Below are 12,495 nucleotides of genomic sequence, written 5' to 3' on the forward strand. Positions count from 1 at the left end.
CGACGATGGGCAGCAAGGGCGGATTCGCGGGCCCTCTGGAGCAGGTGGGGCCGTGCCACTGGCGGATCGACAAGAGCTACCGCGCCGACATGCGCGTCGATGGCCTGATCTTCGCCGACGAGCACCTGATCGACCAGATCCGCAAGGACCAGGGGCCGGAACAGGTGGCCAACGTCGCCACCTTGCCCGGCATCCAGCGGGCCAGCCTGGCGATGCCCGACATCCACTGGGGCTACGGCTTCGCCATCGGCGGGGTCGCCGCGACCGACCCGGAGCAGGGGGGCGTGATCTCGCCCGGCGGGGTGGGCTACGACATCAACTGCGGCGTCCGTTTGCTCCGCTCCGACCTGGAGTGGGCCGACGTCAAGCCGCGGATCCGCGAACTGGTCGACCGGCTGTTCCGGGACATCCCGACCGGCGTGGGCCAGTCGGGCAAATATGCCTTCAACAAGCCCAAACTGTCCGATCTGATGCACCGGGGGGCGGCGTACGTGGTCGACCAGGGCTGGGGGACCGCCCGCGACCTGGACTTCACCGAGGCCGGCGGCCGGCTCGAAGGGGCCGACCCGGATCGGGTCAGCGAGCGGGCCTACACCCGAGGCTACGACCAGTGCGGGACGCTGGGATCGGGCAACCACTTCCTGGAGGTTCAGGTCGTCGACCGCGTGCTCGACGAGGCCGCCGCGTCCGTGATGGGCCTGCGCGAGGGGCAGATCACCGTCCTGATCCACTCCGGGTCGCGCGGGCTGGGCTATCAGGTCTGCGACGACTTCCTGGGCGTCTTCAAGGGGGCGCCGAAGAAGTATGGGTTCGATTTGCCCGACCCCCAGCTGGCCTGCGCCCCGGTGCATAGCCCCGAAGGACAGGCCTACCTGGGGGCGATGCGGGCAGCGGCCAACTATGCCTGGTGCAACCGCCAACTGCTCGCCCACCAGGCCCGCGAGGTGTTCGCGAAGGTCTTCGACCGGCCGTGGGAATCGCTCGGGCTCGACCTCATCTATGACGTGGCCCACAACATCGCCAAGTTCGAGGACCACGACATCGGCGATGGCGGGCCGTCGCGCGAGGTCTGCGTCCACCGCAAGGGGGCGACCCGGGCCTTCCCGCCCGGCCACCCGGAGATCCCCATGCCCTACCAGGGCATCGGCCAACCCGTCATCATCCCGGGGAGCATGGGCACTGCTTCCTGGGTTTTGGCCGGCCTGCCCGGGAGCATGACCCAGTCGTTCGGCACCACCTGCCACGGCGCCGGGCGGATGATGAGCCGGACCGCCGCCGTGAAGCTCGCCGCCGGACGCCGGATCGACCAGGAGCTGGATGCCATGGGCATCATCGCCCGGGCCCGGGGCTTCAAGGGGCTCGCGGAGGAACAGCCGGCGGCCTACAAGGACGTCGACCAGGTGGTCGAGGTGGTCGACAAGGCGGGGATCTCCAAGAAGGTCGCCCGCCTCAGGCCGGTCGGGGTCATCAAGGGTTGAGCGACCCGAGGCGGGAAGGACCGTTCCCTCCCGCCTCCGCTTCGGCGCTCGATCTCACCGGGCGAGGTTCTTGACCCGCTCGGCCTCCTTCTTGAGGAAATCGACGTCGGTGAACGGCTCGGCCGAGACGCGGGCGAAGCGGATGTTGCCCTCGGCGTCGATCAGGAAAGTCCCGTGCATCGGGGAATCTTCGAAGTCGTCGTGGGCGCGATAGGCACGGAACAGGTCGAGGTTCGGGTCGGCCAGGAACGGCATCGGGAACTTGATCCCATCGGAGTTCCCCTTCAGCTCGCGAGCGGACTCGTCGGTGTCGGTGCCGATGGCCACGACGTCGGTGCCCGCCTTGCGGAGGGCATCGACCTCGGCCCCGACCTCGCGAAGCTGCTGCATGCAGTGGGCACACTTGCCGCCCAGGTAGAACAGGACCAGGACGTTCCGGCCCTTGTGGTCGGCCAGGTTCCAGGGCTTGCCATCCGTGTCGGGCAGGGCGATCGCGGGGGCGGGCGACGGGGCCCAGAGGAGCGGGCCGAGCGGCTCCAGGGGGACGCGGGCATCGTCGGCGGACGGCTCGGAGGCCGGGGCGGCGAGCCGTCCGGACTCGCGCCAGCCATCGACGATCGGGCGGATCCGGGCCAGGACGGGCAGGTCCCGGTCGGCGTGGCGGAGCATCGGTTCGAGCTTGAGGTAGGCCGCGCGGGCCTCCTCGTCCTGCCCGCAGGCGGCCAGGACCTCGACCAGCGCAGCCATCGGGGCGAACTGGTCGGGCTGTTTGGTCACGGCGGAGCGGGCGGTGGTCGCGGCGAAGCCGAAGTTGCGGGCCTTGAGGTGGGCCCGGGCCAGGGCCTCGGGCCTCATGGTCGGCACCTTGGCGAACTGCTCGAAGGCGGCTGCCACGTCACCATCGAGGAGCTTGACGTATCCTTCCAGCTCGGCAACCGCCGATTCCGAGGAATTCATCCCCCCCCCACGCGGGCCGGGCGGGGTGCCGGCGGCCGGGGCCGGGGTGGGCGAGGCCGCCGCGGTCGTCGCCGTGGCGGGGGCGGGTGTCGGGGCGGGCGGGGGCGTCGGGTTGCGGCGGGGGCCGGAGGGCTCGATCGCCTTGAGCTTCGCGAGTCGTTCGGCGAGCCGGGCCTTGTCACCCAGGGCGGCATAGGCGAGGCCGAGCGTGCGATGGCGCTCGACCCGTTCCGGGCCGGTGTTGGACCAGTCGAGGGCGCCGGATTCGGTGGCGGCGATCAGGTCGTTCCAGAGCTCGAACTTGACCAGGGCCTCGGCCCAACGCTGGCGGCCACTCCGCTGGCCCGACCCGCCGTCATTGGGCCCGTTCTTCTGAGGGTCGCGGGGCTGCTCGACCAGGTTCCGGGCGACGGCGATCGCGTCGCGGGCGCGGCCGACGTTTCCCAGCGAGGTGGCAAGCCACTGGTTGTTGTGGAAGTAGTTGTGGATCTCGAACGGCATGACCCGATCGCGGATCATGTAGGCGTGGTCGACGCGGGCCGAGCCCTCCTGCTGGTAGGCGGCATCGGCGTAGCGCCTCAGCTCGGTATAGGTGTGGCCGGGCATGTGCCAGGCGTGGGCGATGCCGGGGGCCGACGAGGCGTAGGCGGCCGCGGCCTTCTCCGCCCGGGCCACCTTGACGTGATCCCAGAGATGGATCCGGTAATGGTGGGCGCCCGGGTGCAGCGGCTCTCGCTCCAGGATCGACTCGATCATCAGGTCGATCGCCTGGCGGCTGCCGATGCCGTCGCTCCCGGCGTTCTGCCAGGTCACCATCGCCAGCCAGGCGCGGGCGTCGAGGTCGCCAGGGAACTCGGCGAGGACCGCTTCGAGCCCGAAGAGGTGATTCTTCTTACGCGTCTTTTCGTCGCCGGCTTCAGCGTACAGTGCGTCCAGCGCGTCGACGTAGAGTTGCTCACGCCGCGACAGCTTCGACGCCTCGGCCTTCTTCTTCGCCTCCTTGAAGAAGCCCTTGGCCCGTTTGGCGTTGTTGACGTTGGCCATCGCCATGCCCCAGTAGGCCATGGGGCAGGCCGGCGAAAGCTTGGCCGCCTGGCGGAACGACCGTTCGGCCTCGAAGTAGAAGAAGGAGTGGAGCTGGGCCACCCCCTGATCAATGAACGCCTGGGCCTCGGGGGACGCGTGCGTGACGGGGAACGGCGTCTTGCCCATGCCGGGGATCAAGGTCGCGGCGGTGCGGGGGCCGGCGTCGAACGCCTCGCCGTGGACCGAGTGGCCGGCGGCGGGCGCGGCCGGGTTCGCCTCGGTGGCCGTCGCCGTGGGCTTGGATGGCTCGTCGCCGCGCGTCGGGGCGACGCCCCCGATCACCAGGGCCACGCCGAGTCCTACGATCCGATCCAGTCGCATGGTGCGATCTCCGAGATGGGGGCAAGCCGATCCGAGGCGGGCCGGGCGGGGGAGGGCCATCCCAGTGTAACCGACGCCACGCATGGGCGCAGCATCGATTCTCGGGATCGGGTCGGCCCGGCCACGGAGCCTCGATGAGACGTGGGGATCGGGGCCGGCATCGGATTCAACACGGCCACCGCGAGCGTCCCCGGCCCGGGCGGCAGGGCGATTGGGACGCAAATCGCCCGGGCCGGTGGGAGGTAGGCTCCGGGACGTAGACCTTTGCGCCAAACGAACCCAGCGGAGATTCTGGCTCGTCCGCCGGCTCGTGAGCAGGTTGGGATCGATCTCCGGTTCGGCGAGTGGTCGAACAGGGCCGGCGATCCCACCCGGGCCGCGACGGAGCGGGCGACATCGAGCCAGGCGAAGCTTGGCCGCGACAGGCCCATGCTTCCGGGCGATGCCGCGAGAGCGGGCCTGGGCTTCGGGAGAGTTCGGACTGCTGCTGCGGACGGCGTTCCGGCGATCCGCATCGAGGCGGGCGAGCGATCAAGGCATGGCGCATTGGCCCAGCGAAGGCGGTCGAGACGCCACGCCGAACCCGGCGTTGGCGCCCTTCAACCCACCTTCGCCGCGAGATTCCGATCCAAGCGGATCAAAGAAATCGGGCCTTTCGAACGGGCCCGATTTGCGGAGTCTTCGCCGGAGTCAATCAGGCCCGCGCCGTCTTCCGACGGCTCCTGTGCCAGGCCAGGCCGGCGGCGGCCAGGGCGAACACGGCGACCGAGGCAGGTTCCGGGACGACCTCGACCTCATACGCGTATGTCACGGTCCCGGTGTCGGCCCCGAACTGGGCGACGATCGTCTGCCCCAGCTTCACGTCCGAGATCGGGTAGGGGAAGTCGGAGTAATAGCCGACCCCGAGGATGATCATCTTGGGATAGCCCAGGCCCGCGGAGTCATAGGAGATCCGCAGGTCACCGGATCCGTCCGGGTTGATGGTCCCGTTGATCGTCCCCCGGATGTGGAACCCGCCCTCGTGGACGCCGGACAGCGGGTCTTCGGGCATCGCGAACCAGTCCAACGAAGGCGTACGGGCGATGATCGTGAACGGGGTGTTGTCGAAGGTCGTCGTGGAACCGGCCACGGGTTTGATCACGAACTCGCCCAGGCGAACGGTCTTGCCGGGTTCGATCGAACCGGATTCTACGCCCTGGAACCGGATGGCTTCCGGTCCGGTGATCGAACTCTTCCAATCTTTGACGCCCGTCATGGGCTGGTCGACCGTTGTGTCGAGCAGGCCAGTTGAGTTGAACACAAGCGATGCAGCGTGCAGAGGTTGTGAACCGACCAACCCCAATACCGCGACCACGCTCGACACCGCCAACATCCGTGTCATCGCCATCATGGCTCGGCTCTCCAAGTGATGCATCCTGCCCAGTCGGGGATTCTACACGGAACAAATGGCCCGAACAAGAGGTCATTGATGGAACCGCTCCGCACCAGGGATGGGCGGGTCCGCCAAGGGATGTCGAAGGGGATCCGACCGGCCCAACCGCGCAGGCCGGGCCGATCGGATCATCGCACGCCGTTCGGCTCAGACGTGGACGTCTCGGGTCTGGCGGAGCCGTTCCGGGTAGCGGAGCCGGACCGGCTCGATCTCCTTGCGGATGAAGGCGTCGACCTGCTCGGGGGAGCGGCCGACGAACTGTCGGGCGTCGAGCACGGCGGCGAGGTCGACGTCCTTGAAGGCCGGGTCCTGGCCGATCCGCTCCAGGAGGTCGTTCGTGCCGTCGCCCTGCTTGATCCGGGCGGCGGCGGCCAGCGAGTGGGTGCGGATCCGCTCGTGGACGTCCTGGCGGTCCCCCCCGGCGCGGACGGCGGCCATCATGAGGTTCTCGGTGGCCATGAACGGGAGTTCGTCGGCCACCCGGCGGGCGATCACGGCGGGGTGGACGACGAGGCCCGGGACCACGTTGAGGTAGAGGGTCAGCAAGGCGTCGACCGACAGGAACGCCTGGGGCAGGGTGAGCCGACGCACGGCGCTGTCGTCCAGGGTCCGCTCCAGCCACTGGGTGGCGGCGGTCTGGCCGACGGCGGCGGGCAGGGCCATGGCGAACCGGGCGATCGAGCACATCCGCTCGGCCCGCATCGGGTTCCGCTTGTAGGCCATCGCCGACGAGCCGATCTGATCGGCCTCGAACGGCTCCTCGACCTCACGCTCGTGGGCGAGCAGGCGGAGGTCCGAGCCGAACCGGTGGGCGGTCTCGGCGATGCCGGACAGGGTGGCCACGACCTGCGCGTCGACCTTGCGGGTGTAGGTCTGGCCGGAGACGGTGTGGACCTCGGAGAAGCCGAACGCCTCGGCCACCTTGCGGTCCAGGGCCTCGACCTTGGCGTGGTCGCCGTCGAACAGGGCGAGGAAGCTCGCCTGGGTGCCGGTCGTCCCCTTCACGCCGAGGAACCGGAGGTCCTCCAGGCGACGCTCGACGTCGCGGAGGTCCATGGTCAGCTCATAGGCCCAGAGCGTGGCCCTCTTGCCGACCGTGACCAGCTGCGCCGGCTGGAAGTGGGTGTAGCCCAGGCAGGGGAGGTCGCGGTATTTCTCGGCGAACGTCCCCAGGGCGTCGATCGTGCCGACCAGCCCGTCGCGGACCATCGTCAGCCCCTCGCGGAGCAGGATCAGGTCGGTGTTGTCGGTGACATAGCAACTGGTCGCGCCCAGGTGGATGATCGGCCGGGCCGTCGGGGCGACGTCGCCGTAGGCGTGGACGTGGGCCATCACGTCATGGCGGAGACGCTTCTCGTGGGCACGCGCGGCGGCGAAGTCGATCTCGTCGACCTTGGACCGCAGTTCGGCCACCTGGGCCTCGCTGATCGGCAGGCCGAGCTCACGCTCCGCCTCCGCCAGCGCGACCCAGAGCTTGCGCCACGTCGAGAACTTGGTATTGGCCGACCACAATTCGGCCATCGCCCGGCTGCTGTAGCGGGCGACCAGGGGATTTTCGTAGACCGAGGCGTCGGGTTCAGGCTTGGGAGATGGCATCGTCGATCGGTGGTTCGAGGAAGAAAAATGGAGAGGTTGGACCCAGGCTCCAACTCAGTGGCTTCAAGCCGTCGGCCCGAAGGATTCGATTGAGCTCAACACGACTTGCCCATGTACGCAACACGAGCCACTTGAGGGCCTTCACGAACGATGAGGCCAGAAGGTCGAGGTCCGCCGTAACATCTGGCTCGGGTCCACCGTCCAGCGTGAGGTGATAAATGTAGCCAATCTCGTCCGCGATGAGGTATTCCACATCCTGTTGTTGCATGGAACCCAAAGGATACATCGAGCGACCGGTGGCCATCTCGGACCAAGATATCTGATTCTTGATTTCTTCGCCCACGAACGGGTCGAGGAGGGCCCACTCAATCGAATCTCCGAATCTCAGGTTGCCATATTCCGAGAGGATTCGCTTCGCCTCCGGGAACACCCGAAAAGTGCCAGGTAAATGCAGCCGCTCCCAGACATCTCGACGTGGGTGCCAACCGGCCATCAGGAGCTTTAACCAGAAGATCAAACGCATCACTGGTTTGACCCTTGGTGCGTCCGTGGCTGGGTCTCGACCCAGGATTTGAAGGCTGAGTCTCGACCCGGCTTGAGGAGGGAGGCGATTGCTGGGTCTCGACCCAGCCTACGAGACTGCCACCCGGTTGTTTCAGGAATTACGCGACGAATAAAGGTAGGGAGTCTCCAGGTCGGTCAGGCGAATATTGCCGAATTCTTCGGCGATCGTGATACGCATCTTCCAGCCGCCGTGGGGGGCCGAGATGAAGATTTCGCTGGCGTCGTCCGTCTCCCAATGAGCCTCCCCGAGGTACAGCCTCTCGATCCATAACTCCTGACCCAAACACGAGGGTTCCTCGAGTTCCCAGCGGACCTCAGAAACAGGGCTGATGGTGAGTCGGGATCTGGCGATATGAAGCTCCGATGATTTGGAATGCTTCGTCAGACCAAGTTCCCAGCAGTCTCGCTGGACGACAATCGTCAGCCTTTTCCCTCGGCGAACCACCTCCGTGTGTTCGAAACGAGCATCATGCAGATAGCTGGAAAGGTATTGGATGTCGTGCGCATGGTTCGCCAATCCGCGTACTTTGAAGCGGAGCGGCTTGACCTGATCGCGGCGAAAAAAGTCCGAGAAGTTGGGCAGCACAATCCAAGGCTCGATGCGGGTGGCTGTGGTTGGCTTGCCAACCACAGGGCCGGCGAGCAGGCTTGGGGGACTTCCTATTTGGTGCGTGATTGAGGTCGGCCGTAACGTCGGCCGATCTCGCACCGCGTAGTCACTGGCACTGTGGTTGGCAAGCCAACCACAGCCACCCGGCGACTGCGATCATGATCGTCCCAAAATACCATCGAGGTAATGCTTGAGGTCGAGAACATCGTGACTCTCAAACGCCGCCTCGTCGAGTTGGATGTTTGAGAATAGTTTCACGATATCAAAACTCAGCCCAATCGAGAGGGATGGGCAATCGCTGGGCGTCGCTTGCAGATCCTCTTTGGAGAGGGCACAGCGGAGGCACTTCATGTAAAGCAAGTTGGGGTCGAATAACGGCTGAATTTTGTGCCGATGACCTCGTATCACTTCGAAGCACGGGGTCGATGATTCGGGAGAATATTCGATCAGATATTTGTGATCCGGGTCGGGCCCAGTATGTGACGCCGAACCCCTTTACGGTTGTGTCAATCTGATCGGGAAATTGTTTCTCCAAATCTTTCTCCTGACAATCGCCTTCACAGGCAATGGGGTGGGTCAAGTCGCGGCCTCACTCGCACATCGGCCGCTCGACACTAAATCCCTCCCAGCACCCGGGCGCGGCCGACGCGGGCGATGGCGAGCATGAAGGCGGCGGTGCGGAGGCTGGTGCCCTTGCGGCGGGCCATGTCGTAGACGGCGTTGAAGCTCTCGACCATCCGCTTTTCCTGCTCGCGGCGGACCTGCTCCAGGGACCAGCGGAAGTGCTGAAGGTTCTGGACCCACTCGAAGTAGCTGACCACCACGCCGCCGGCATTGGCCAGGATGTCCGGGACGACGATGATCTCGCGGGCCTCGAACACGTCGTCGGCGTCGGGCCACGTCGGGCCGTTGGCCGCTTCGACGATCACGCTGGCCTGGACCTCCTTGGCCACGTCGGCGTCGAACACGCCGCCCAGCGCGGCGGGGATCAGGACGTCGACGGGCGTGACCAGCAGGCGGTCGTTGGTGATCGCCTCGGCCCCGGGGAAGCCGACGACCGAGCGGGTGGCGGCCACGTGCTTGTCCAGCTCGGGGATGTTGATCCCCTCGGGCAGGAACAGGGCGCCGTGGGCGTCGGACACGGCGATCACCTTGCCGCCGCCCTGGAACAGGCTGCGGGCGGCATAGCTGCCGACGTTGCCATAACCCTGGATCGAGAAGGTCGTCCCGGCGATCGTCCGGCCGAGCTTGCCGAGCATCTCGCGGGCGATCAGCGAGACGCCGAAGCCGGTGGCTGCCTCGCGCCCGGCCGACCCGTGCAGCTCGACCGGCTTGCCGGTGACGCAGGCGGGGTGGAAGCCGTGAAATTTGGAATACTCGTTCATGATCCAGGCCATCACCTGGCCGTCGGTGCCGACGTCGGGGGCCGGGATGTCCTTGTCGGGGCCGATGAAGTCGTGGATCTGGCCGACGAACTTCCGCGTCACCCGCTCCAGCTCCCCGCGGGACAGGAGGTTGGGGTCGCAGTTCATGCCCCCCTTGCCGCCGCCGAACGGGAGGTCGACCACGGCGGTCTTCCAGGTCATCAGGCTGGCCAGGGCCCGGGCCTCGTCCTGGTCGACGTGGGGATGGAAGCGGAGGCCGCCCTTGAACGGGCCCCGGGCGTTGTCGTGCTGGACCCGGTAGCCGATGAAGTTGCCGACCTGGCCGGAATCCATCTCGATGGCCACCTCCACCCGCAATTCGCGGTCGGGGGTGATCATCAGCGTCCGCATGTTCCCGGTCAGGTCCATGAGGGCCGCGGCCCGGTCAAAATAGTGGTTCGTGGCCTCGAAGGCTTGCATCCGTCGATCGATCCCCGATAAATGAAAGGCGGAGACCACCGGCCGGCCCCTCCTCCCGGATCGTACCGGACCGAGCCTCCGCTCCGCAATGGCGTCCGCATCCGGCCCGCATCGCAGGAAGATCGATCGCATGAATACTTGGGAGTTGCACGAGACCAACTACGGCGAGATTAAGGAGGCCCCTCCGTTCGAGGTCGCCGTGCTCCCCCTGGGGGCCACCGAGCCGCACAACCTCCACCTCCCCTATGGGACCGACACGATCCAGGTCGAGGCCATCGGCCGCCTGGCCTGCGCCCGGGCCCACGAGCGAGGGGCCCGCGTCGTCCTGCTCCCGGCCTTGCCCTACGGCACCGAGACCAACCAGATGGCCTTCCCGATGGCCATGAACCTCCACCCGTCGACCGTCTGCCGGGTGATCGCGGATCTGGTCGAGTCGCTGGCCACGCACGGCGTCCGCAAGTGCGTCCTGCTCAATGGCCACGGCGGCAACGAGTTGAAGTGGATCCAGCGCGAACTGCTGCTGAAGACCCCGGTCAAACTGTTCGCCTGCCACTGGTACAAGGTCGCCGCGGACACCTACCGCGACCTGTTCGAGGACCCGGGCGACCACGCCGGTGACCTGGAAACCAGCATGGTCCTGGCCCATGCCCCCGAACTCGTGCGGATGGACCAGGCCGACCCCGGCTCCCTGGCCGTGACCCGGTTCGACGCCGTGAACCGGGGCTGGGTCGAGATCACCCGCCCCTGGGAACTCCTGACCACGAACTCCGGGGCCGGCGACCCCCGCCAGGCCACGGCCGCCAAGGGCGAGGCCGTCACCCGGACCGTCGTCGATCGCCTCAGCAGCTTCCTGATCGACCTGGCCGCCAGCCCGATCGACGACCGATTCCCGTTCTAAACCGACCGAATCGCATCAAATTGAGATCATTTCATGGCCCGTCGCCTGATCGTCGCGATCGCCCTTGGGCTCGCCGCCGCCCCGGGGTGCGAGAAGCCCACGCCCCGCGCCGAAACGCCCGCCTCGCCGGGCGCGAAGACCTACCAGCTCACCGGGGTCGTCCGCAAGGTCGACCAGGCCTCCGGAGAGGTCGTGATCGCCCACGACGAGATCCCGGGCTTCATGCCCGCCATGACCATGCCCTTCACCCTGGGCGACAAGAGCCTGCTGGACGACGTCCGCCCCGGGGACGAGGTCGAGGCCCCGCTCAACGTCGTCTTCGACGAATCGGGGAAGGCCCGCGACTACAAGCTGGGCGGCCTGACCGTCTCCAAACCCGCCCCCGAAACGGCCGTCTCGACCGACCCGCCTCGCCCCGAATCCGCCGTCCTGAAGATCGCCGATCCGGTCCCCGACTTCGCCGTCACGCTGGAAGATGGATCGTCGGCCCGCCTCTCGGACTTCAAAGGCAACGTGGTCGTGTTGACCTTTATTTACACGCGATGCCCCTTGCCCGATTTCTGCCCCGCGGTCGACGCGAAGTTCGCCGAAATGGCCCGCCAGCTGTCGGCCCTGCCCGGTCGGTCCGACCGCGTCCGACTGCTCTCGATCAGCTTCGATCCCGAGCACGACGACCCGGCCGCCCTCCGGGCCCACGCCCGCCGCGTGGGGGCCCGTGCGCCCCTCTGGCAGTTCGCCGTGGCATCGCACGACGAGCTGCGCAAGGTGGCCGAGCCGCTGGGTTTGAGCTATGCCCCCGCCGGCCGGGAGATCATCCACAACCTGTGCACGGCGGTGATCGGCCCGGACGGCCGCCTCGCCCGCCTCGAGGCCGGCTCCCAGGGTCGACGCTGGCCCCCCGAGGAGATGCTCAAGGCGATCCGCGAGGCCGGACAGGCATCCGAAGCCCGCCCTTGAACTCCCCCGGGGGTGCCGACTTGCACGGGGGAGGATTCCTGCTAAACTAGGCACCGCAGCAATCCCTCTCAATATAAGATAAGTGGATTCTCAAGGATCTTTCAAGTCTACGCACCGAGACACGAGCGTGACCGGATCCCACGGGGACGATTCCGCGGGGCGTGAGACATTGACAGCGCCTTGAGTCATGCTATCTTTTACCCAGTGGCCCTTTCATGGGACGATTGTGAACAATCTCCTATATGTGTAGGTCCTGGGCGGGCGGCGGCGAGCCGGAAGGGCGTCGCGAGATCGCCCGGGATCCATGATCGAACCATCAGGCCCGGCCCCGATGCCATGCCGGGCGGGAGAGACGAATCGTGCCGACGACGAAGATCACGCCGGGCAAGCAGGCCATCGCATCCCCGGCCAAGCCCCGGACGACGAAGGCCGCCGGCCAGAGGTCCGCGAAGACCAAGCGGGCCTCGATCCGCCTCAAGCACATCAGCGACCCCACCCGTCTCCATGTCGTCCTGCTCCTCGCCGAAGGCGAGCAGCACGTCGGCGCCCTCTGCGAGCGACTCGGCCAGAGCCAGCCGGCCGTCAGCCATCACCTGGCCCTCCTCCGCCACGGCGGGATCATCTCGCCCCGCCGCCAGGGCAAGAACAACTTCTACAGCCTCACGGACATCGGCGTCCTCCTGTCCGGCGTCGCCCGGAAGTTGGTCGCCAACGCCTGATCCGCCCGACCGAGCCGCGACGGATCGTCGCGT

General features: G+C 67.1%; 10 protein-coding genes. 4 read left to right on the forward strand and 6 right to left on the reverse strand.

The features are described 5' to 3' along the window. Window positions 1-5: 5 nt before the first annotated feature. Entirely contained in the window at window positions 6-1,478 is a 1,473-nt protein-coding gene (locus TA3x_RS17240) for an RtcB family protein (protein ID WP_435015894.1), read from the forward strand. A 54-nt stretch (window positions 1,479-1,532) separates the two neighbouring features. Here the strand turns inward: TA3x_RS17240 and TA3x_RS17245 are convergent, their stop codons facing one another. The 6 genes from TA3x_RS17245 to TA3x_RS17270 all read right to left on the reverse strand — a co-directional run bounded on the left by TA3x_RS17245 (window position 1,533) and on the right by TA3x_RS17270 (window position 9,888). Continuing rightward, on the reverse strand, window positions 1,533-3,842 hold the full coding sequence (locus tag TA3x_RS17245; protein ID WP_435015895.1) for a redoxin domain-containing protein: 2,310 nt from the start codon (window positions 3,840-3,842) through the stop codon (window positions 1,533-1,535). 694 nt (window positions 3,843-4,536) lie between these two features. Continuing rightward, window positions 4,537-5,097, reverse strand: a complete 561-nt coding sequence (locus TA3x_RS17250; RefSeq protein WP_435015896.1) for a PEP-CTERM sorting domain-containing protein — start codon at window positions 5,095-5,097, stop codon at window positions 4,537-4,539. A 324-nt stretch (window positions 5,098-5,421) separates the two neighbouring features. Further along, a complete protein-coding gene (purB, locus tag TA3x_RS17255; protein WP_435015897.1) occupies window positions 5,422-6,870 on the reverse strand; it encodes an adenylosuccinate lyase in 1,449 nt (482 codons plus the stop codon). Then, window positions 6,851-7,393, reverse strand: a complete 543-nt coding sequence (locus tag TA3x_RS17260; RefSeq protein WP_435015898.1) for an SUKH-3 domain-containing protein — start codon at window positions 7,391-7,393, stop codon at window positions 6,851-6,853. Before TA3x_RS17260 ends, purB begins: the two co-directional genes overlap by 20 nt. A gap of 132 nt (window positions 7,394-7,525) precedes the next feature. Continuing rightward, complete coding sequence (locus TA3x_RS17265) at window positions 7,526-8,020, reverse strand: DUF2948 family protein (protein ID WP_435015899.1); 495 nt, start codon at window positions 8,018-8,020, stop codon at window positions 7,526-7,528. A gap of 638 nt (window positions 8,021-8,658) precedes the next feature. Beyond that, entirely contained in the window at window positions 8,659-9,888 is a 1,230-nt protein-coding gene (locus tag TA3x_RS17270) for a Glu/Leu/Phe/Val family dehydrogenase (RefSeq protein ID WP_435015900.1), read from the reverse strand. Window positions 9,889-10,018: 130 nt separating this feature from the next. On the opposite strand from TA3x_RS17270, the gene TA3x_RS17275 reads away from it, so the two are divergent. The 3 genes from TA3x_RS17275 to TA3x_RS17285 all read left to right on the forward strand — a co-directional run bounded on the left by TA3x_RS17275 (window position 10,019) and on the right by TA3x_RS17285 (window position 12,462). Then, on the forward strand, window positions 10,019-10,786 hold the full coding sequence (locus TA3x_RS17275) for a creatininase family protein (protein ID WP_435015901.1): 768 nt from the start codon (window positions 10,019-10,021) through the stop codon (window positions 10,784-10,786). Window positions 10,787-10,819: 33 nt separating this feature from the next. After that, entirely contained in the window at window positions 10,820-11,743 is a 924-nt protein-coding gene (locus TA3x_RS17280; protein ID WP_435015902.1) for a copper-binding protein, read from the forward strand. Window positions 11,744-12,102: 359 nt separating this feature from the next. Continuing rightward, window positions 12,103-12,462, forward strand: a complete 360-nt coding sequence (locus TA3x_RS17285) for an ArsR/SmtB family transcription factor (protein WP_435015903.1) — start codon at window positions 12,103-12,105, stop codon at window positions 12,460-12,462. Window positions 12,463-12,495 lie beyond the last annotated feature (33 nt).

This window comes from Tundrisphaera macrotermitis (assembly GCF_051175315.1).
Taxonomy (GTDB): Bacteria; Planctomycetota; Planctomycetia; order Isosphaerales; family Isosphaeraceae; genus Tundrisphaera.

Excerpts from the sequence above, each read along its gene's own strand:
- TA3x_RS17250 (WP_435015896.1), bottom strand. The coding sequence starts at position 5,097 with ATGACGGGCGTCAAAGATTGGAAGAGTTCGATCACCGGACCGGAAGCC.
- TA3x_RS17275 (WP_435015901.1), top strand. The coding sequence starts at position 10,019 with ATGAATACTTGGGAGTTGCACGAGACCAACTACGGCGAGATTAAGGAG.
- TA3x_RS17240 (WP_435015894.1), top strand. The coding sequence starts at position 6 with ATGGGCAGCAAGGGCGGATTCGCGGGCCCTCTGGAGCAGGTGGGGCCG.
- TA3x_RS17270 (WP_435015900.1), bottom strand. The coding sequence starts at position 9,888 with ATGCAAGCCTTCGAGGCCACGAACCACTATTTTGACCGGGCCGCGGCC.
- purB (WP_435015897.1), bottom strand. The coding sequence starts at position 6,870 with ATGCCATCTCCCAAGCCTGAACCCGACGCCTCGGTCTACGAAAATCCC.
- TA3x_RS17260 (WP_435015898.1), bottom strand. The coding sequence starts at position 7,393 with ATGCGTTTGATCTTCTGGTTAAAGCTCCTGATGGCCGGTTGGCACCCA.
- TA3x_RS17280 (WP_435015902.1), top strand. The coding sequence starts at position 10,820 with ATGGCCCGTCGCCTGATCGTCGCGATCGCCCTTGGGCTCGCCGCCGCC.
- TA3x_RS17245 (WP_435015895.1), bottom strand. The coding sequence starts at position 3,842 with ATGCGACTGGATCGGATCGTAGGACTCGGCGTGGCCCTGGTGATCGGG.